Annotated in this window: 18 protein-coding genes; 8 read left to right on the top strand and 10 right to left on the bottom strand. The window is 73.3% G+C overall.

The window, feature by feature from the left end; genetic code table 11:
- Positions 1-5: 5 nt before the first annotated feature.
- The 3 genes from ABZ807_RS11700 to rsgA all read right to left on the bottom strand — a co-directional run bounded on the left by ABZ807_RS11700 (position 6) and on the right by rsgA (position 4,870).
- Complete coding sequence (locus tag ABZ807_RS11700) at positions 6-491, bottom strand: Rieske (2Fe-2S) protein (protein WP_357155490.1); 486 nt, start codon at positions 489-491, stop codon at positions 6-8.
- Between the two features lie 157 nt (positions 492-648).
- Positions 649-3,594: an excinuclease ABC subunit UvrA gene (gene uvrA, locus ABZ807_RS11695; protein ID WP_357155488.1), complete on the bottom strand. Its 2,946-nt coding sequence runs from the start codon at positions 3,592-3,594 to the stop codon at positions 649-651.
- Positions 3,595-3,790: 196 nt separating this feature from the next.
- A complete protein-coding gene (gene rsgA, locus ABZ807_RS11690) occupies positions 3,791-4,870 on the bottom strand; it encodes a ribosome small subunit-dependent GTPase A (RefSeq protein WP_357155486.1) in 1,080 nt (359 codons plus the stop codon).
- Between the two features lie 177 nt (positions 4,871-5,047).
- Here rsgA and ABZ807_RS11685 point away from each other — a divergent pair, with 177 nt between their 5' ends.
- Positions 5,048-5,764: a maleylpyruvate isomerase family mycothiol-dependent enzyme gene (locus tag ABZ807_RS11685; RefSeq protein WP_357155484.1), complete on the top strand. Its 717-nt coding sequence runs from the start codon at positions 5,048-5,050 to the stop codon at positions 5,762-5,764.
- Between the two features lie 7 nt (positions 5,765-5,771).
- A complete protein-coding gene (locus tag ABZ807_RS11680) occupies positions 5,772-6,425 on the top strand; it encodes an MBL fold metallo-hydrolase (protein WP_357155482.1) in 654 nt (217 codons plus the stop codon).
- A gap of 17 nt (positions 6,426-6,442) precedes the next feature.
- Here the strand turns inward: ABZ807_RS11680 and ABZ807_RS11675 are convergent, their stop codons facing one another.
- Positions 6,443-7,066 carry a VTT domain-containing protein gene (locus ABZ807_RS11675; RefSeq protein ID WP_357155480.1) on the bottom strand — a complete coding sequence of 208 codons (624 nt, stop codon included), beginning with the start codon at positions 7,064-7,066 and terminating at the stop codon, positions 6,443-6,445.
- Positions 7,067-7,165: 99 nt separating this feature from the next.
- The gene (locus ABZ807_RS11670; protein ID WP_357155478.1) at positions 7,166-7,849 is read right to left on the bottom strand and encodes a 50S ribosomal protein L11 methyltransferase; all 684 of its coding nucleotides are present in this window, start codon (positions 7,847-7,849) and stop codon (positions 7,166-7,168) included.
- Positions 7,850-8,033: 184 nt separating this feature from the next.
- Between ABZ807_RS11670 and ABZ807_RS11665 the strand changes: the two genes are divergently transcribed.
- The gene (locus ABZ807_RS11665; RefSeq protein ID WP_088983014.1) at positions 8,034-8,237 is read left to right on the top strand and encodes a cold-shock protein; all 204 of its coding nucleotides are present in this window, start codon (positions 8,034-8,036) and stop codon (positions 8,235-8,237) included.
- A gap of 299 nt (positions 8,238-8,536) precedes the next feature.
- Here ABZ807_RS11665 and ABZ807_RS11660 read toward each other — a convergent pair whose 3' ends face one another.
- Positions 8,537-9,877 (bottom strand): DedA family protein, encoded by a 1,341-nt coding sequence (locus ABZ807_RS11660; protein WP_357155477.1) that lies wholly within the window; start codon positions 9,875-9,877, stop codon positions 8,537-8,539.
- A gap of 134 nt (positions 9,878-10,011) precedes the next feature.
- Here ABZ807_RS11660 and typA point away from each other — a divergent pair, with 134 nt between their 5' ends.
- A complete protein-coding gene (gene typA, locus ABZ807_RS11655) occupies positions 10,012-11,880 on the top strand; it encodes a translational GTPase TypA (RefSeq protein ID WP_357155475.1) in 1,869 nt (622 codons plus the stop codon).
- A 317-nt stretch (positions 11,881-12,197) separates the two neighbouring features.
- Positions 12,198-13,064, top strand: a complete 867-nt coding sequence (locus ABZ807_RS11650; protein ID WP_357155474.1) for a serine hydrolase — start codon at positions 12,198-12,200, stop codon at positions 13,062-13,064.
- 9 nt (positions 13,065-13,073) lie between these two features.
- Here the strand turns inward: ABZ807_RS11650 and ABZ807_RS11645 are convergent, their stop codons facing one another.
- Entirely contained in the window at positions 13,074-13,871 is a 798-nt protein-coding gene (locus ABZ807_RS11645; protein WP_357155472.1) for a tyrosine-protein phosphatase, read from the bottom strand.
- A 45-nt stretch (positions 13,872-13,916) separates the two neighbouring features.
- On the opposite strand from ABZ807_RS11645, the gene ABZ807_RS11640 reads away from it, so the two are divergent.
- Together ABZ807_RS11640 and ABZ807_RS11635 are read left to right on the top strand one after the other, a co-directional pair.
- On the top strand, positions 13,917-15,014 hold the full coding sequence (locus tag ABZ807_RS11640) for a dipeptide epimerase (protein WP_357155470.1): 1,098 nt from the start codon (positions 13,917-13,919) through the stop codon (positions 15,012-15,014).
- A gap of 59 nt (positions 15,015-15,073) precedes the next feature.
- Positions 15,074-15,988, top strand: a complete 915-nt coding sequence (locus ABZ807_RS11635; protein ID WP_357155469.1) for an NlpC/P60 family protein — start codon at positions 15,074-15,076, stop codon at positions 15,986-15,988.
- 61 nt (positions 15,989-16,049) lie between these two features.
- On the opposite strand, the gene ABZ807_RS11630 is transcribed toward ABZ807_RS11635, so the two are convergent.
- A complete protein-coding gene (locus ABZ807_RS11630; protein WP_357155468.1) occupies positions 16,050-17,048 on the bottom strand; it encodes a TerC family protein in 999 nt (332 codons plus the stop codon).
- A 471-nt stretch (positions 17,049-17,519) separates the two neighbouring features.
- Between ABZ807_RS11630 and ABZ807_RS11625 the strand changes: the two genes are divergently transcribed.
- The gene (locus ABZ807_RS11625) at positions 17,520-17,813 is read left to right on the top strand and encodes an antibiotic biosynthesis monooxygenase family protein (protein WP_357155466.1); all 294 of its coding nucleotides are present in this window, start codon (positions 17,520-17,522) and stop codon (positions 17,811-17,813) included.
- Between the two features lie 246 nt (positions 17,814-18,059).
- On the opposite strand, the gene ABZ807_RS11620 is transcribed toward ABZ807_RS11625, so the two are convergent.
- Positions 18,060-18,458, bottom strand: a complete 399-nt coding sequence (locus ABZ807_RS11620; RefSeq protein WP_357155464.1) for a hypothetical protein — start codon at positions 18,456-18,458, stop codon at positions 18,060-18,062.
- Positions 18,455-18,778 (bottom strand): hypothetical protein, encoded by a 324-nt coding sequence (locus ABZ807_RS11615; RefSeq protein WP_357155462.1) that lies wholly within the window; start codon positions 18,776-18,778, stop codon positions 18,455-18,457. Before ABZ807_RS11615 ends, ABZ807_RS11620 begins: the two co-directional genes overlap by 4 nt.
- Between the last annotated feature and the right edge of the window lie 347 nt (positions 18,779-19,125).

The following is a 19,125-nucleotide window of genomic DNA, read 5'->3' as shown; positions in this document are numbered from 1 at the left end:
ACGACTCAGGCCAGGCTGATCTGGTCGCCCTGGACCTTGAGCTGCTTCGGGGCCAGCGGCCTGGTCGCCGGGCCCTGCTTGACCGAGCCGTCGGTGATGGAGAACCTGCTGTTGTGGCAGGTGCAGTTGATCGTGCCGCCGTCGACGTTCGACACCGGGCAGCCCTGGTGGGTGCAGATCGGGTCGAAGCCCTTGAACTGGCCCGCCTCCGGCTGGGTGATCACCACGCCCTCGGCGGCGAGGACCCGCCCTCCGCCGACCGGGATGTCGCTGGTCGTCGCCAGCGAGGACGCGCCGTGCCGGTCGCCGCCCCCCGCGTCGCCAGCGGTGGCGCCCGACGGTCCGCCGCTGGTCGGCGCGGTCGCCCCGCCCCCGGAGTCGTCGCCCCCGCAGGCGGTCAGGAGGACCGACGCCCCCACCGCGCCGGCGCCCGCGAGCAGGGCCCGTCGCGTCTGCGTACCGGGCCCGGTCAACACCTGGTCGTCACTCATCTCCGGCCTCTCTCTCGATTGCCGCCGCCGGTCGTCGACCGGGCGGCTCACCGGCGCACACGCAACACTGTGCCCGACGGTTCACCCGCTCGCCCACGATCCGCCGAGGACACCAGACGGGCGGGCCGGTTTCCCGGCCCGCCCGTCTGTCCGTCGCTCAGCGCGCCCCGGCCGGCGCCTTACGGGTACGCGACCTGGTGGCGCTGCCGTTGGCCTTGGCCGCCCGGGTGGTGGCCGCCTTGGCGCCCTTGGCCTCGCCGTCGAGCTTGAGCACCTGGCGCAGGAACTGGCCGGTGTGGCTCTCGGCCACCTCGGCGACCTCCTCGGGGGTGCCGGTGGCGAGCACCGTGCCGCCGCGGTGGCCACCCTCCGGGCCCATGTCGATCAGCCAGTCGGCGGTCTTGATCACGTCGAGGTTGTGCTCGATGGTGATCACCGTGTTGCCCTTGTCGACCAGGCCTTCCAGCACCATCAGCAGCTTGCGGATGTCCTCGAAGTGCAGGCCGGTGGTCGGCTCGTCGAGCACGTAGACCGTCCGCCCGGTGGAGCGCTTCTGCAGCTCGGAGGCGAGCTTGACCCGCTGCGCCTCGCCACCGGAGAGCGTCGGCGCGGGCTGGCCGAGCCGGACGTAGCCCAGACCGACGTCGACCAGCGTCCTGAGGTGCCGGTGGATGGCCGGGATGGCGGAGAAGAACTCGGCCGCCTCCTCGATCGGCATCTCCAACACGTCGGAGACGGTCTTGCCCTTGTAGTGCACCTCCAGGGTCTCCCGGTTGTACCGGGCGCCCTTGCACACCTCGCAGGGGACGTAGACGTCCGGCAGGAAATTCATCTCGATCTTGATGGTGCCGTCACCGGAGCACGCCTCGCAGCGGCCGCCCTTGACGTTGAACGAGAACCGGCCGGGGCCGTACCCCCGGACCTTGGCCTCGGTGGTCTCGGCGAAGAGCTTGCGGACGTGGTCCCAGACCCCGGTGTAGGTGGCCGGGTTCGACCGGGGCGTCCGGCCGATCGGCGACTGGTCGACGCCGACGACCTTGTCCACGTGCTCCAGGCCGCTCACCCGGGTGTGCCGGCCAGGCACCAGCCGGGCGCCGTTGATCTGGTTGGCCAGCACCGCGTAGAGGATGTCGTTGACCAGCGTGGACTTGCCGGAGCCGCTGACCCCGGTGACCGCGATGAGCTGGCCGAGCGGGAAGGCGACGGTGAGGTTGCGCAGGTTGTGCTCCCGCGCCCCGTGCACCACCAGTTCCCGCTCTGGGGTCTGCGGGCGGCGCTGCCGGGGCGTCGGGATCGACCTGCGCCCCGACAGGTACGCCCCGGTCACCGACTCCGGGTTCTCCAGCAGCGCCGGCACCGAGCCGCTGTGCACGATCTCGCCGCCGTGCTCGCCGGCACCCGGGCCGATGTCGACGATCCAGTCGGCGACCCGGATGGTGTCCTCGTCGTGCTCCACCACGATCAGCGTGTTGCCCAGGCCGCGCAGCCGCAGCAGGGTCTCGATCAGCCGGTGGTTGTCCCGCTGGTGCAGGCCGATGGACGGCTCGTCGAGCACGTAGAGCACGCCGACCAGACCGGAGCCGATCTGGGTGGCGAGCCGGATGCGCTGCGCCTCGCCGCCGGAGAGGGTGCCGGCCGGGCGGTCCAGGGAGAGGTAGTCCAGACCGACGTCGAGCAGGAACTTGAGCCGAGCGTTGATCTCCTTGAGCACCCGCTCGGCGATCATCTTCTGCCGGTCGGTGAGCTCGATGCCGGCGAGCAGCTCGGCCGCCTCCCCCACCGACAGGTTGCAGACCTCCGCGATGCTCCTGCCGGCCAGGGTGACCGCGAGCACCTCGGGCTTGAGCCGGGTGCCGCCGCAGGCCGCGCAGGGCACGTCCCGCATGTAGCCCTCGTACTTGTCCCGCGACCACTCCGACTCGGTGTCGGTGTGCCGGCGCTCGATCCACTGCACCACGCCCTCGAAGCCGGTGTAGTAGGAGCGCTCGCGGCCGTACTTGTTGCGGTAGCGCACGTGCACCTGGTCGTCGGAGCCGTGCAGGATCGTCTTCTGCGCCCGCGACGGCAGCGCCCGCCACGGCGTGTCGATGTCGAAGTGCTGGCTTTCGCCGAGCGCCTCCAGCAGGCGGAGGAAGTATTCCAGGTTGTGCCCGGTGGCCCAGGGCTGGATCGCGCCCTCGCGCAGGCTGCGCTCCGGGTCGGGGACGACCAGCTCGGGGTCGACCTCCTTCTTGGTGCCCAGGCCGGTGCACTCCGGGCAGGCGCCGTACGGCGCGTTGAAGGAGAAGACCCGGGGCTCCAGGTCCTCGATCGCCAGGGGGTGGTCGTTGGGGCAGGCCAGGTGCTCGGAGTAGCGGCGTTCGCGGTCGGGGTCGTCCTCGGCCAGGTCGACGAAGTCGAGCAGCACCAGGCCGCCGGAGAGGCCCAGGGCGGCCTCGACCGAGTCGGTCAGCCGCTGCTTGGCGCCGGCCTTGACGCTGAGCCGGTCGATCACCACCTCGATGGTGTGCTTCTCCTGCTTCTTGAGCTTGGGAGGCTCGGTCAGCGGGTGCACCACGCCGTCGACCCGGGCGCGGGCGTAGCCCTTGGCCTGGAGTTCGGCGAAGAGGTCGACGTACTCGCCCTTGCGGCCGCGCACCACCGGGGCGAGCACCATGAACCGGGTGCCCTCGGCCATGGTGAGGACCCGGTCGACGATCTGCTGCGGGGTCTGCCGGGAGATCCGCTCGCCGCAGACCGGGCAGTGCGGCTCGCCGATGCGGGCGAAGAGCAGCCGGAGGTAGTCGTAGACCTCGGTGATGGTGCCGACGGTGGAGCGCGGGTTGCGCGAGGTGGACTTCTGGTCGATGGAGACCGCGGGGCTCAGGCCCTCGATGAAGTCGACGTCGGGCTTGTCCATCTGGCCGAGGAACTGCCGGGCGTACGACGACAGCGACTCGACGTACCGGCGCTGGCCCTCGGCGAAGATGGTGTCGAAGGCCAGGCTCGACTTGCCGGAGCCGGAAAGCCCGGTGAAGACGATCAGGGCGTCCCGGGGCAGGTCGAGACTGACGTCACGCAGATTGTGCTCGCGCGCGCCACGGATGATCAGTCGGTCGGCCACTGTGCGTGTACTCCCGGGTGAAGAAATTGAGGCGGATCCGTCCGCTCGGAGCGTGGTCTGAGCGGATTGCGGGCGCAGAAATGACGCCGCGGCAACTCTAGCCCCGAGGTACGACAACTTTCCGCGCCCGCACATTCCCCCAGCTCACACCGGTCACGCCGAGGTCGCCCGCGCCGAGGCGGCCCGCCCGGCGGGTTCAGAATCCGCCGGGCGACGGGGGCGGCGCTGGACGCGTCGGGCGGCGCCGGCCGCCCCGCCACCCACCCCGCTGCTCGGCGGCCAGCCGGGTCTCCCGGCGGCGGCTCTCGTACGCCACCTCCCGCTGCAACCGGCGCCAGCTCTCCCAGCGCCGCGCGGGCAGCTCCCCGGTCTCCAACGCCGCCCGCACGGCGCAGCCCGGCTCGGCCTCGTGGGCGCAGTCGCCGTACCGGCAGCCGGTGGCGAGCTCGGCGATGTCGGCGAAGGCCCGGTCCAGCCCGGCGGAGCCGTCCAGCAGGCCCACCGCCCGTACGCCCGGGGTGTCCAGCACCGCGCCGCCGCCGGGGACCGGCACCAGCGCCCGCCAGGTGGTGGTGTGCCGGCCCTTGCCGTCCACCCGGCGGATCGCCTGGGTCGGCATGACCGCGGCCCCGGCCAACGCGTTGACCAGGCTCGACTTGCCGGCCCCGGACGGCCCCAGCAGGCCGAGCGTGCGCCCGGGGGCGACCAGGGGGCGCAGCGGCTCCAGCCCGGTGCCCCGCTCGGCGCTGACCGGCAGCACCGGCACCCCCGGCGCCACGGCGGCGAGCTGCCGGGCGACGGCCGCCGGGTCGGCGGCCAGGTCGACCTTGGTGAGCACGACCACGGGCCGCGCCCCGGACTCGTGGGCCAGCGAGAGCAGCCGCTCGATACGGGCGGCGTCCGGTTCGGGGTGCACCGGCTCGACGACCGCCGCGGCGTCGAGGTTGGCGGCGAGCACCTGCCCGCTGGCGTCCTTGCCCGCGGTCCGCCGCACCAGCGCGGTACGGCGCGGCAGCACCGTCTCGACGGTGACGGGCCCGTCCGGCCAGGTGGCGAGCAGCACCCAGTCGCCGGCGCAGGGCAGGGCGGTCAGGTCCCGGGCCGCGGCGGCGAGCACCGCCGGGCCGAGGCTGGCGCGGACGGGTCCATCCGCGCAGAGCACCGTGCAGACCCCGCGGTCGACCCGGGCCACCCGGCCCGGACGGCGGTCGGGGCACCGTCGTGCGTACGCCGCCCGGTCGGCGTCGAAGCCGAGGGCGGTCAGATCGATCGTCATGGCATCCTCATCAGAGTCGGAGCTGGTTGTGGCGGTGCACGCGTACTGCTACCGGCATGATCACCACCTCCGTCCGAGGTCCGGTGCCGCGTTCGGGACCGACGGTAGGGGGCGCGCCGACGCGCCGAAAGCGATTTCCCCGGCGACGGGCCGGCCCCGTACCGCTAGGGTCGGTGCGTGACCAGGGATCCGCTTCTGCTGACCGGCGAGGTGGACGACGCCACGGCCCGACTCCTGCGCGCCGCCGACGCTCTCGACGCCGCGGACGTCGCGGCGCCCTCGCTGCTGCCGGGCTGGACCCGGGGGCACGTCCTGGCGCACCTGGCCCGCAATGCCGACGGCTTCGTCAACCTGCTCACCGCCGCCCGCACGGGCGAGCCCATTCCGATGTACGCCAGCACGGCGGCCCGCGCCGCCGACATCGAGACCGGCGCCTCCCGGCCGCCGGCGGCCCACCTGGACGACCTGCGCCGCTCCGCCGAGCGCTTCGCCGAGGCGGTGGCGGCCATGCCGGTCGAGGCGTGGTCGGCCACGGTCGAGACCCGGCGCGGCCCGTGGAAGGCCGCCATGCTGGTCTGGGGCCGGCTGCGCGAGATCGAGGTGCACCACGTGGACCTCGCCGTGGGTTACCGGCCGGCCGACTGGCCGTCGGCGTTCGCCCACCACCTGCTGCACGAGGTGGTCGCCGGGCTGGCCGCCCGCACCGCCGTCCCGGCGATGGTGCTGCGCTTCGACGGCAGCCGCCACGAGCTGGTCGTCGGCGAGCCCGAGGGCGCGCCGCTGGTCACCGGCCCGGTCGCCGGGCTGGCCGCCTGGTTGATCGGGCGCAGCCGCGGCGACGTGCTGACCGTCACCCCCGACGGCCCCCTGCCGATCCCACCGGAATGGATATAGACACGTCATGAGCTACACCGGAGACGTCACCGCCGGCGGCCCGCCCGCCGTCCGGGAGCTGGGCCCGCTCACCGTCACGAAGGTGTCGGTGGGCCCGATGGACAACAACGCCTACCTGCTGCGCTGCACGGGCACCGGCGAGCAGGTGCTGATCGACGCGGCGAACGAGGCGCCGCGCCTGCTCGACCTGGTCGGCGACGCCGGGCTGGCCGCGGTGGTCACCACGCACCAGCACATGGACCACTGGGTGGCGCTGGAGGAGGTCGTCGCGAAGACCGGCGCCCGCGCCCTGGTGCACGCCGCCGACGCCGACGGCCTGCCGATCGAGGCGGAGCGGCTGGCCGATGGCGACACCGTGCCGGTCGGTGACTGCGCCCTGGAGGTGATCCACGTCAGGGGGCACACCCCGGGCTCCATCGCGTTGCTCTACCGGGACCCAGCCGGCACCCCGCACCTGTTCACCGGGGACAGCCTCTTCCCGGGCGGGATCGGCAACACCGACCAGGACCCGGAACGCTTCGGCCAGCTCATCGACGACGTGGAACACAAGCTCTTCGACCGGCTGCCGGACGAGACCTGGTTCTACCCGGGGCACGGCAGGGACAGCACCCTCGGCGCGGAGCGCCCGTCGCTGCCGCAGTGGCGCGCCCGCGGCTGGTGAGGATCTCCCGGCGTCGGTCAGCCCGGCTGGCCGGCGCCGGTCAGGGCCCGCAGCCGGCGCCGGGTGCCCAGCAGCACCGCGCCGGCCAGCGCCAGGCCGACCGCCATGGTGACGAGCACCGGGCTGCCCTGCCCCGGCAGCAGCCCGGCCAGCGACCGGGACGCGGTGCCCAGCGCCAGGTAGAGGCCGGCCCAGAGCGCGGCGCCCGCCGTCGCACAGGCCACGAACCTCCGGTACGACATCCGCAGCCCGCCCGCAGCCAGCGGCAGCAGCGCGTTGAACACCGGCAGGAAGGGCGCGACCAGCACCATCCACCCGCCACCGGAGCGCAGGATCCCCTCGGCGGCGGCCCAGCGGGCCTCCCCGATCCAGCCGCCGACCCGGCTGTGCCGCAGCCGCTCGCCGTACAGCCGGCCGGCGAGGAAACTCAGCGACCAGCCGGCGACGCAACCGGCCACCACCGCGGCGACGGTGGCCGCGCCGGTCGCCGGCCGGCCCACCCCCACCGCCGCGAGGACCGCGACGTCGCCGGGGACCAGCACCCCCAGCAGCGGTACGGCGTCGGCGAGCATGACCAGCCCCAGCGCCCCCATCAGCAGGGTGGTGGGCAGCTCCCCGACCTGGGCCAACGAATCCAGCATGGCCACGACGCTAGGGCCCGGGGCGATTTCGCACATCGGGTCCGGTCCCCCACACCGCCCTGAACCCGACTCGGGGTCACCCCTGAGCCGCCCGCCGGGTCAGCGCGGCCGGAGCACCTGCACCCGGCGTACCGGCGAGTCGACGAAGGGCTCGGTGGTGGGCACCGGGTAGCTGGCGACGACGTCCAGCGCCGCGGCCGGCAGGTGCCCCCGGTCGGGATCGCCGACCAGCACCACCGCCCCGGCGGCGGCGGCCCGGCGCAGGAACGGCAGCACCCGCCCGGCCAGCGCCGCGTCGTAGAGCACGTCGCCGGCGAGCAGCAGGTCCACCCCGGTGCCGTCGCCGTCGAGCAGGTCGCCCTCGCGCGCCGCGACCGCCACCCGGTTGGCCCGGGCGTTGACCGTCACCGCCGCCACCGCGTACGGGTCGATGTCGTTGGCGACGACCTCGGCGGCGCCGGCCAGCGCGGCGGCGATGGCCACCAGTCCGGACCCGGCGGCCAGGTCGAGCACCCGGCGCCCGGCGGCCAGTTCGGGGTGGTCGAGCAGGTGCCGGGCGAGCGCCTGCCCGCCGGCCCAGGCCGACGCCCAGTACGGCGGCGGCAGGGCACGGCCGGCCGCCGCCTCCATCCGGGCCCACCAGACGATCGCGTCCTCGGCGAGGTGCAGCCAGACCTCCGGCACGAACGGCGTGGGCACCAGCCGCAGCCGGTCGAGCCCGTCACCCGGAGCGTCGATCTCACGCTCCAGGACGGTCAACGCCGCCGTGCTGGGTCCGCCCACCGGTCGAGCATGCCGGAGCCGACGGGGCACTGCCCCGCTTTCGCGTCCGACTCGCGACTTTCCGTTCGCCGCCTTGCGGCACTTCAGCCAGCGAACGGGGGATTCGCCGGTTACTGTCGGGGAGATACAGGGCGAGCATCCGCCGACGCGCGGGTGCTCACCCGTCTTGGACAGGGAGAGATGCATGGCAACCGGCACGGTCAAGTGGTTCAACTCGGAAAAGGGCTTCGGCTTCATCGAGCAGGACGGCGGAGGCCCGGACGTCTTCGTCCACTACTCGGCGATCGCGACGAGCGGTTACCGGGAGTTGAATGAGGGCCAGAAGGTCGAGTTCGAGGTGACCCAGGGGCAGAAGGGTCCGCAGGCGGACAACGTCCGTCCGCTGTAGTTCCGTGCCGGTGGCGGCGGTCGGGGTCGGCCGCCGCCACTGCGCGCTTCAGGCCCTTCCGGCCGCGCGGGCAGGTCGCGCCGCCGCCGGATCGGGCCCCCCGGGATCAGCGGCGTCACCGCCAGCCAGCCGGTCATCACCAGGACGGCCCGGCCCGTAGCCGGTCCCCACCGCTGCGGCGAGCACCGCGGCCGGTGGGATCCCCCGTAGCTGAGCGGCTGTGTGCTGAACCTCACTCGGCCCGGCAGCTGGTGCGGGGTGTCCGTCTGCTCGTCGAGCGGCACCCCGGCCCCGACCGGTCAGTTGGCGCGTACCGCCCGGTCCCGGGTGGCCCAGGCGACCACGAACACCACCGTCCAGGCCACCCCGAGCAGCATCGAGGTGGCCGTCCCGCTGGCCGTGCTCCAGCCCAGGTAGAGGCGGGCCCCGCCGAGCACGGCGATGCCGGCCGCCGCCGTCGTCCAGGCGGCCACCGCCATCGGCCAGCGGGCGTCGCGGGAGACCAGCCAGGCGAGCGTGCAGAGGCTCGCGGCCACCACAGCGTTCTGGGTCGGGAACATGACAGCGGCCCGGGCCGACGGGACGGCGTCGGCGACCACCGCCAGGACCACCAGCGGCAGGAACGCTCCGACCGTGCCGAAGACGCTGAGCAGGTCCGCCCGCCAGGGCCGGTGCCGCCAGGCGAGCACCCCCGCCACCGCCGCCACGAGCACGATCAGGATCGACCCCCGCAGCATCGAGACCGCCGCCAGGGCGGCCTGCACCGCGCCCGGCGTGCGGCGGTGGGCGAACCAGTCCGCGATCACGCCGTCGACCACGGCCAGCCCGCTGAAGCGCACCACCGCCTCCAGCAGCCAGGCGACGGCGAAACCGACCGCCGACAGCAGCAGCAGGCCGGCGCCGAGGTTGACCAGCAGCGCCCAGCCCGGCCCGACACGCATGGCGATCAGGAAGAAGAGGATGCCGTACCGGTTGGTGACCCAGCGCACGGGCGGCAGCGCGACGGCCCGGATCAGCAGCGCCCGCGCCGGGTCGGGGTGCCGTCCGAGCCACCGCCCGGCCAGCACGATCGCAGCCAGCACGGCCAGCAGCACCAGCACCACCCCGGTGGCCCGGCCCAGCAGCCGGGAGACCGTCTCGTACGACTCGCCGGCCAGGTTGCCCAGCAGCACCGAGCCGCCCACCCAGGTCGTCACCCCGGCCAGGTTCCACGGCGCGAACCGCCGGTACGGCATGCCGGCCGCGCCGGCCAGCCGGGGCACCAGGGTGCGGGCGAAGGCCACCCAGCGGGCAGCGCACACCCCCCGCCCGCCGAGCCGACCGAGCAGCGCGTCGGCTCGGGCCCACCGCTGCGGCCCGACCCGGGCGCCCAGCCCGCCGGCGCGCAGCCGGGGGCCGTACCGGCGGCCGGACCGGAAGGCGAGTGTGTCACCGATCACCGCAGCGCCGATCATCAGCAGCAGCGCCGGGCCGATCCGTAGCGTGCCCGCGTACGCTAGGAAGCCGACCAGCAACAGGGTCGCCTCGCCCGGCACCAGCAGCCCGAAGATCACCGCGGTCTCCCCCGCGACGATGATCGCGGCGATCACATAGATCAGCAGGGACGGCAGGCCCTGCAGCGAAGTCAGCAGGTCATGCATCCGGTCCCCATGAACACGGGGGCCAGCATGCCAGCCGCTGGAACGGTCGGAACAGCAGTTCCGGCAGAGATCCGGGCCATCCGGGGGTGACCCCGACACGTGCCCCGGCAACCATGGACAGGAGTATGGAGGGTATGCAGCTTCGCACCGACCTCCGCAACGTCGCCATCATCGCCCACGTCGACCACGGCAAGACGACCTTGGTCGACGCCATGTTGCGGCAGGCCGGCGCCTACGGCGCCCGCGGCGAGGTAACCGAGCGGGTCATGGACTCGATGGACCTCGAACGGGAAAAGGGCATCACCATCCTCGCCAAGAACACCGGCGTGCGGTACCTGCCGGCGGACGGCTCCGACCCGGTCACCATCAACATCATCGACACCCCCGGCCACGCCGACTTCGGCGGCGAGGTGGAACGGGGCCTCACCATGGTCGACGGCGTGGTGCTGCTGGTCGACGCCAGCGAGGGCCCGCTGCCGCAGACCCGCTTCGTGCTCCGCAAGGCGCTCAAGGCCCGCATGCCGATCATCCTGGTGATCAACAAGGTGGACCGTCCGGACGCCCGGATCAAGGAGGTCGTGGACGAAGCCTACGAGCTCTTCCTCGACCTGGACGCCGACGAGGAGCAGATCGACTTCCCGATCGTCTACGCCTGCGCCCGCGACGGCATCGCCTCGCTGACCCAGCCGGCCGACGGCGCGGTGCCGGACGACAGCACCTCCCTGGAGCCGCTGTTCCGCACCCTGCTGGACACCATCCCGCCGCCCGCGTACGAGGAGGACGCGCCGCTGCAGGCGCACGTCACCAACCTCGACGCCTCCCCGTTCCTCGGCCGGCTGGCGCTGTGCCGGGTCCGGCAGGGCACCATCAGCAAGGGCCAGACCGTGGCCTGGTGCCGCACCGACGGCAGCACCCAGCGGGTCCGCATCTCCGAGCTGCTGATGACCGAGGGCCTGGAGCGCAAGCCGGCCGACTCGGCCGGGCCGGGCGACATCATCGCCGTCGCCGGCATCCCGGAGATCATGATCGGTGAGACCCTGGCCGACGCGGAGAACCCGCAGCCGCTGCCGCTGATCACCGTTGACGAGCCGGCCATCTCGATGACCATCGGCACCAACACCTCGCCCATGGTCGGCCGGGTCAAGGGCGCCAAGGTCACCGCCCGGATGGTGAAGGACCGGCTCGACAAGGAGCTGATCGGCAACGTCTCGCTGCGGGTGCTGTCGACCGAGCGTCCGGACGCCTGGGAGGTGCAGGGCCGTGGCGAGCTGGCGCTGGCCATCCTGGTCGAGCAGATGCGCCGCGAGTCGTACGAGCTGACCGTCGGCAAGCCGCAGGTGGTCACCCGGGAGGTCGACGGCAAGACCTGCGAGCCGGTGGAGCGGCTCACCATCGACGCCCCGGAGGAGTACCTGGGCGCGATCACCCAGCTGCTGGCGACCCGCAAGGGCCGGATGGAGCAGCTGGTCAACCACGGCACCGGCTGGATCCGGATGGAGTGGCTGGTCCCGGCGCGCGGCCTGATCGGCTTCCGCACCGAGTTCCTCACCGACACCCGGGGCACCGGCATCCTGCACCACGTCTTCGAGTCGTACGAGCCGTGGTTCGGCGAGCTGCGGACGCGGCAGAACGGCTCCCTGGTCGCCGACCGGGCCGGCGCGGTCACCTCGTTCGCGATGATCAACCTGCAGGAGCGCGGCCAGCTCTTCGTCGAGCCGACCACCGAGGTGTACGAGGGCATGATCGTCGGGGAGAACTCCCGCTCCGACGACATGGACGTCAACATCACCAAGGAGAAGAAGCTCACCAACATGCGGGCGTCGACCTCGGACGAGACCGAGAAGCTGATCCCGCCGCGCAAGCTCTCCCTGGAGCAGGCGCTGGAGTTCTGCCGCGAGGACGAGTGCGTCGAGGTCACCCCGGCCGCGGTACGGATCCGCAAGGTGGTGCTGGACCAGACGGTGCGCGGCCGGACCGCCGCCCGCCGCAAGCACGCCGGCTGACCCGCCGCACGGCGCCACACCACCGGAGCCCGGACCGCCCCCAGCGGTCCGGGCTCCGCCCGTTCACCCCCCCCTCGCCGTCGATCGTGCGGGTGACGGCGCTGGCGGCGATCGACGACCCGGTCGACCTCGCGAGCGACACGGTTCGACGGCGTGCGGGGCGAAGAGGTCCGGGACCGGGCCGGAGCCGGACCCGGTGGTGCGGGTCACCAATCGGCGTGGGCGTCGTACGCGGCAACCCGTCAGGTCGGCACGTCAGGCGCTCCCGCCGGGTCGCGCCGCCCCGTGCCGGCCGATGATCGGCTACGGTCACCGGCATGACCTGGGATGATCTCGACGCCCACCTGGACCGGGTGCCCGGCACCGTCTCGGCGTACGCGGGGCGGCTGGGCGCGGCACCGACCTGGACCCGCCAGCCCGACGCCACCCACTATGCGGCCAGCACGATGAAGGTCGCGGTGCTGCTCGCGGTGCACCGGGCCGCCGAGGCGGGCGAGCTGGACCTCGACGCGCCGATCCCGGTGGTCAACGAGTTCGACTCGGCGCAGCCAGGGACGCCCCGGTTCGCCTGCGCGCAGCACTACGACAACGACGACGCGGTGTGGGACCGGGTGGGCGGGACCGCCCCGCTGCGCTGGCTCGCCGACCGGATGATCACCCGGTCCAGCAACCTGGCCACCAACATCGTGCTCGGCCGGGTGGGCCTGCCGGCGGTGGCCCGGGCCTGGGCGCTGGCCGGCGCCCGGCACAGCGTCACCGGCCGGGGCATCGAGGACTTCGCCGCCCGGGACGCCGGCATCACCAACCTGGTCACCGCCGCCGACCTGGCGGCGGTGCTCGGCGGGCTGGTCACCGGGGCCGCGCGCCCCGGGCCGCTGGCCTCCCGCGCCGCCTGTACGGCGATGGTGGACGTGCTGCTGGCCCAGGAACACCGCGAGGACCTGGCCTCCGGGCTGCCCGAGGGCACCCGGATCGCGCACAAGAACGGCTGGGTACGGGGGGTCCGGCACGGCGCCGGCGTGGTCCTCCCGGACGACGCGCCGCCGTACGTGATCGTCGTCTGCACCACCATGGACCTGGCCGACGGCGGCGCGACCGGCGAGGAGGTCGAGGACGACGCCTGCCGGCTGATCGCGCACGTCTCGGCGGCGGTCTGGGCGGCCCGGCACGAGCTGGCCGGCTGAGCCGGCGCGTCAGTCCAGCAGGTTGTCCCGCAGCGCGTCGCGCACCTCGTCGGTGACGCCCAGTCCGTCACGCAGGTACGCGTCGAACGAGCCGTGCACCCGGCGCACCTCCTCGTAGGCGGCGTCCAGGTACTCCGGGCGCACCTCCAGCACCGGGTGCACCGTCTCCGGGTCCAGCGCCGGCTGCCGCCGGGCCATCGCCGCCAGCAGCACCTCGCGCAGGCTGACGGTCAGCTCGTTGTGGCACAGGTAGTCGGCCCGGATCGCCGCGGGGTCCACGCCCAGCGCGCTGAGCAGCACCACCGCCAGCCAGCCGGTGCGGTCCTTGCCGGCCGAGCAGTGGAACAGCAGCGGCAGGTTGTCCGCGCCGGCCGCCAGCCGTACCGCCGTGCCGAACCCCACCCGGGCGGACTCGCCGGTGACGAACCAGCGGTAGATCGCCGCCATCGCCGCCGGGGTGCCCTCCCGGGCCAGCTCGTCGTACGCCGCCAGGTCGTGACCGAGCAGCACCGCCGAGACGTACGTGAAGACCGGGTGCGCCGGGTCGTGCACCGGCAGGTGCACCACCCGCGGCTCCCCCACCAGCCGGTCCGCCGGGGCGACCGACATCTCGGAGGCGTCCCGCAGATCCACCACGCAGGCCGGGGCGAGCTTGCCCAGCACCGGCAGGTCGGCGTCGGTGAGCCGGCCCAGCGCCGGGGTGCGGATCAGCCGGCCGGCGCGTACCCGGCGCCCGTCGGCGGCCGGTAGCCCGCCCAGATCACGGGCGTTCGGCGCGCCCACCAGTTCCCAGTCCCGCCTGCCCATCCGGCCCTCCCCCTCGGTTGCCCGTCTGCGTATAGGGTGCCGCACATGACGATCGCCGCGGTACGCACCCACCGGCTTTCCGCCCCCTTACACACCCCGTTCGTCACCGCGCTGCGCCGTACCACCACCGTGGACACCCTGGTGGTCGAGGTGATCGACTCCGACGGGCGGTCCGGCTTCGGCGAGGCGCCGCAGGTCTGGCAGGTGACCGGCGCGTCGATCGCCGGGGCGGAGTCCTGCGTACGCGACATGCTGGCCCCCGCGGTCGCCGGCCGCGACGCCGACGACCTGGTGGCCCGCTGCGCCGAGGTGCGGACGGCGGTGGCCGGGAACGAGTCGGCCAAGGCGGCGCTCGACGTCGCGCTGCACGACCTGGCGGCGCGCCGGCTGGGCGTGCCCCTGGCGCGGCTGCTCGGCGGCACGACGCTGCGCGTCCCGACGGACGTGACGCTGGCCGCCGGCGACGCGGCGGAGCTGGCGGCGGCGGCCAGGCAGCGCCGCGCCGAGGGTTTCGACGTGCTCAAGCTGAAGGTCGGCACGGACGCGGCGACGGACCTCGACCGGGTGCGCGCGGTCCGGACGGCGGTCGGCCCCGGGGTGCGGATCCGGCTGGACGCCAACCAGGGCTGGACCCCACGCGAGGCGGTCCGGGTGATCCGGGGCATCGCCGACGCCGGCCTCGACGTCGAACTGGTCGAGCAGCCGGTGTCCCGGTGGGACCTGGACGGCCTGGCCTGGGTCAGCGACCGGGTGGAGGTGCCGATCCTGGCCGACGAGTCGGTCTTCGGCGTCCGTGACCTGGTCGAGGTGATCCGCCGCCGGGCGGCCGACATGGTCAACGTCAAGTTGGCCAAGTGCGGCGGCCTGCACACCGCCCGCACCCTGCTCGACCTGGCCCGCGCCCACGACATGGGCACGATCGTCGGCTCCATGATGGAGAGCGCGGTCGGCGTCGGGGCGGCCGCCAGCCTGGTCGCCGCGTACCGCACCACCGCCGTCTCCGACCTGGACGCCGCCTGGTGGTTGGCCTGGTCGCCGGTGCGGGGCGGGATCCGGTACGACGGCGCCACGGTCGTGCTGCCGGACGCGCCCGGGCTGGGCATCTCCTCGGTCACTGAAGCAAAGGTGCAGTCTCGCGGTTGATGACCGTTGGTTTTTTTCATAGGGTCGCGAATAGCCGCCCGCCCGAACCGGAGGTCCACGTGAAGCTGCAACCGGGCCGCGAGGCCGTCGTCCGGGTCGCCGTCGCGACGCTCTGGGCCACCCCCGAGGCGGTACGCCCCGTCGACCGCCCCGCCCTCGCCCCCCGCACCGACATCGCGGCCTGGATCGCCGGGATGGACACCGACCAGCGGGTCGGCGAGTGCGTGCTGAGCCAGCTGCTGCTCGGCGAGCGGGTGCTGGTCACCGAGCTGCGCCCGGACGGCTGGGCCCGCGTGGTCGCCGTCGAGCAGCCCGCGGCGGAACTCGACCCGCGCGGCTACCCCGGCTGGCTGCCCACCGCCCACCTGGCCCCCGATGCCCCGGTCACCCCCACCGGCGCCCCACTGGTGGTCGACGCCGCGGTCAGCGCCCTGCACGTCACGCCGGGCGGCCCGGTGGCCCTGCCCGGCGTCGTCCTCGGCACCCGACTCCCCCCGGCCGGCGGCTCCGTCGACGGATGGCGACCGGTCCACGCCCCCGGCCACCCCGGGCCGCTGTGGATCCCCGAGGCGGACGTGGTCCCGCTCCCCCACGGGCGACCGCAGCCCGGCGAGGTGCTGGCCGTCGCGGAGCGCCTGCGCGACGTGGTCTACATCTGGGGTGGCGTCTCCAGCCACGGCATCGACTGTTCGGGCCTGGTGCACCTGGCCTGGCGCCGGTTCGGGGTGACCCTGCCCCGGGACGCCGACGACCAGGCTGAGGCCACCGCCCCGGTGCCGCTGGGCGAGGAGCACCCCGGCGACCTGTACTTCTTCGCCCGCCCCGGGCGTCCGATCCACCACGTCGGCTTCGTCACCGCCGAGCCCGGTGGCGACCGCCGGATGCTGCACGCCTGCTACCGGCAAGGGCGGGTGCTGGAGGAGCAGCTACCGGCCGACCGGGCCGCCACCCTGGTCGCCGTCCGCCGGGTCTGACCGGTACGCGAGAAGGGGCACCCCGACGGACGGGCTGCCCCTTCTCGCGTGCGCAGGTCGGTCAGCGCCGGGCGTCGGCCAACTCGCGGCGGCGGTCCCGGGACGACTTGGCCAGGCTGGCGGCGGTGGCCACGGCGAGGGTGCCGAGGATGACCGTCAGGGAGAGCCAGATCGGGATGTGCGGGGCCCACGCGACGTGCTCGCCACCGTTGATGAACGGCAGGTTGTTGTCGGCCAGCGCCTCCAGCACCAGCTTGACGCCGATGAAGCCGAGCACCGCCGCCAGGCCGTAGCTGAGGTAGATCAGCCGGTCCAGCAGGCCGCCGAGGAGGAAGTAGAGCTGCCGCAGCCCCATCAGCGCGAAGACGTTCGCGGTGAAGACGAGGTACGGCTCCTGGGTGATGCCGAAGATCGCCGGGATCGAGTCCAGCGCGAAGATCAGGTCGGTGGTGCCGATCGCGATCATCACGACCAGCATCGGGGTGAAGAGCCGCTTGCCGGCCTGGTGCGTGGTCAGCTTCGCGCCGTCGTAGTCCCTGGAGATCGGCAACGCCCTGCGGCTCCACCGGATCAGCACGTTCTCGCTGAACTCGTCCTCGTCCGGCTCGCCCTGCCGGGCGAGGTTCACCGCGGTGTAGATCAGGAACGCGCCGAAGATGTAGAAGACCCAGGAGAACTGGGAGATCAGCGCCGCGCCGGCGGCGATGAAGCCGCCGCGCATGACCAGGGCCAGCACGATGCCGATGAGCAGCACCTTCTGCTGATACTGCCGGGGCACCCCGAACCGGGCCATGATGATCACGAAGACGAAGAGGTTGTCCACCGAGAGGCTGTACTCGGTGAGCCAACCGGTGTAGAACTGGCCGGCCACGCTCGCGCCGGAGGTGAGCCACAGCCCGGCACCGAAGAGCAGGGCCAGACCGACGTACAAGCCGACCCACAGGCTCGACTCCCGGACACTGGGTTCGTGCGGTCGCCGACCGATGATGAAGAGGTCGATGAGCAGGACCGCCGTCATCGCGACGAGGGTTCCGGCCCACACCAATCCGGACACGTTCAATCCATTCCTCCGGCAGACACGCGGCGTCGGGCACACCGTACGCCGAGTGACGGCGGGGCGGGCGGCGACGAGGACTCTGGTGACTGTCGGAGGTCTCTTCCGCCAGCGACCCGCAAGCGGGACGATGACCGACGGCGCCGGGTCGGGCCGCCGGGTTCGGCGGTCGACCGTGCTGACGACTCCGTCGCGGGGGAATACTCCCCTCCTCGGGGGCCATTGTTCCCCATCGAGGGTGGCCACCGCATCTCCAGGTACCAGGATTGCCGGCAGTATCGCCTTCCGACACGGTGCGTGCCACACACCCGACAGGCCATCCTAGGAGGCTAGGTGTCAGGACGGAGCTGGCCGTCACGGTCCGCTGCCCGACGAAGACCGTCGCCGCCGGGCGCGCAGCCGGGCCAGCTTGCGGTGGGACCGGCGAGCCAGACCCCGCGCCGCCGGTCCCACCGCCGGCCGTGCGAGGCTTCGGTCATGGTGCTTGAGGTCGCGCTCATCGACGTACTGCCCGGACACGAGGACGAATTCGCCGCCGCCTACGCGCAGGCGTACGGGCTCATCACGGCGGCCGAGGGCTGCCGGTCGGCCCGGATGACCCGGGGCGTCGAGACCCCGACCCGGTTCGTGCTGCTGGTCGAGTGGGACTCGGTCGACGCGCACGACCAGAACTTCCGGGCCACCGAGGCGTTCGGGAAGTGGCGGGCGCTGATCGGCCCGCACTTCGCCGGCCCGCCCCGGATCGAGCACTTCGTCGACGTGCCAGCCTGAGCCCGCCGATCCACCCCGTCGTTGTCGTACCCCCCGGTTATCGTGCGGCGCACGCGCGGTACACCGGCCCCGGCGCGTTCGGGGGCGCCGGGTCCGGTGCCCCCGCGGCGATAACCCCTGGCGCCGGCCCGGACGCGGCGGGTTGACTGTCGATCATGAGTGATCGGGTCTTCCTGGTGACCGGCGTGAGCCGGCGGATCGGCATCGGCACGGCCGTGGCCCGGCTGCGGCTCGGCTCGCCGCAGGTCATCCCGGGAAGTAGATCAGCGGCACCCCGTCCCCGTACCGGGGGCCCTCACTGGTGAGCACGGCGGCGGCGTGGGCCAGGCCCGCCACTGCGGCCGCGGCCAGGTCGAAGCGGTCGGTCCTGCGCCGCCAGTAGGTCAGCTCCAGCAGGTCCTGCTCCCGCTCCGGCAGCAGCGCGCAGGCGGGCAAGGCCAGCAGCCTGTGCAGTAGGGCCAGGTCCTTACCGGTCGCCATGACCAGGGCCTCGGCGGCTGCCGCCACCGGCACCCCGAACCGCACCCCGTCCTCAATCACCTCGTGGACGGGCTCGCCCACATGCACCGTCCGGAGCACGGCGTACCCCAGCAGGGCTGACCGGTCCAGGATCAGCCGGACCGGCGGCCTCGTCTCGGGGGTCACGCGGCGTCAGCGCGGTGAGCAGCGTCGTCGCCGCTCAGCTCAGCCTCCATGTCGGCGCGGATCTTGGCGCGCTCGGCCTCGAACCGCTCCTGGGGCCACTCGGCTTCCACGCCTAGGCGGCGGGCCCTGGCCTCGGCGAGACCCTGCTCGGTGACGTGGATGCCGGCGGCGAGCAGCAACTCCTTGTGCTGTTCCACCCGCTTGCGACGGCGTACCGACTCGGTGACGTAGGCGCTGGCCATGCGGTTGCCCTGGCTCTCCAGGGTCTGAGCCACGTCCGGGGGGACGGAGATCGTGAAGCGGCGCCGAGGCTCTGTCATACGCAGAGCGTACGCCTGTCATACTGCTTGCGTACAGCGACGCCGGATACCCGTCCGGGGTCAGCTTCTCGGCCCTGAAGGTGCCCTGAAGGGCCGAGCTTGCAGATCGTGCTCGATGCTGGCTGCACCGGTCACGCCGCGTTCGGCAGGCTGACTGCTGCCCAGTCGGGGCACCGGTAAGAACGGGGTCACGAACACCGCTATGGCGTTCAGTCTGCTGAACATCTTGTTTTTGATCGCGCCGTGATCGGGGGCGTCAGCGTGGTCGGAACGGGTTGTCCGCCTCGAACGGTGGGGGGTGTCGCCGAGATGAGCGCCAACCCCGCCAGTAGTTGATCTTGAGGTTC

Source organism: Micromonospora sp. NPDC047548 (assembly GCF_040642975.1).
Taxonomy (GTDB): domain Bacteria; phylum Actinomycetota; class Actinomycetes; order Mycobacteriales; family Micromonosporaceae; genus Micromonospora.
Note: the sequence above shows the minus strand (reverse complement) of the source record. Positions and strands in the feature narration are given on the sequence as shown.

Bases quoted from the DNA above. Each gene is read 5' to 3' on its own strand.
- ABZ807_RS11700 (WP_357155490.1), bottom strand. From the start codon at position 491: ATGAGTGACGACCAGGTGTTGACCGGGCCCGGTACGCAGACGCGACGG.
- rsgA (WP_357155486.1), bottom strand. From the start codon at position 4,870: ATGACGATCGATCTGACCGCCCTCGGCTTCGACGCCGACCGGGCGGCG.
- ABZ807_RS11680 (WP_357155482.1), top strand. From the start codon at position 5,772: ATGAGCTACACCGGAGACGTCACCGCCGGCGGCCCGCCCGCCGTCCGG.
- ABZ807_RS11675 (WP_357155480.1), bottom strand. From the start codon at position 7,066: ATGCTGGATTCGTTGGCCCAGGTCGGGGAGCTGCCCACCACCCTGCTG.
- ABZ807_RS11665 (WP_088983014.1), top strand. From the start codon at position 8,034: ATGGCAACCGGCACGGTCAAGTGGTTCAACTCGGAAAAGGGCTTCGGC.
- ABZ807_RS11660 (WP_357155477.1), bottom strand. From the start codon at position 9,877: ATGCATGACCTGCTGACTTCGCTGCAGGGCCTGCCGTCCCTGCTGATC.
- typA (WP_357155475.1), top strand. From the start codon at position 10,012: ATGCAGCTTCGCACCGACCTCCGCAACGTCGCCATCATCGCCCACGTC.
- ABZ807_RS11650 (WP_357155474.1), top strand. From the start codon at position 12,198: ATGACCTGGGATGATCTCGACGCCCACCTGGACCGGGTGCCCGGCACC.
- ABZ807_RS11645 (WP_357155472.1), bottom strand. From the start codon at position 13,871: ATGGGCAGGCGGGACTGGGAACTGGTGGGCGCGCCGAACGCCCGTGAT.
- ABZ807_RS11640 (WP_357155470.1), top strand. From the start codon at position 13,917: ATGACGATCGCCGCGGTACGCACCCACCGGCTTTCCGCCCCCTTACAC.
- ABZ807_RS11625 (WP_357155466.1), top strand. From the start codon at position 17,520: ATGGTGCTTGAGGTCGCGCTCATCGACGTACTGCCCGGACACGAGGAC.
- ABZ807_RS11615 (WP_357155462.1), bottom strand. From the start codon at position 18,778: ATGACAGAGCCTCGGCGCCGCTTCACGATCTCCGTCCCCCCGGACGTG.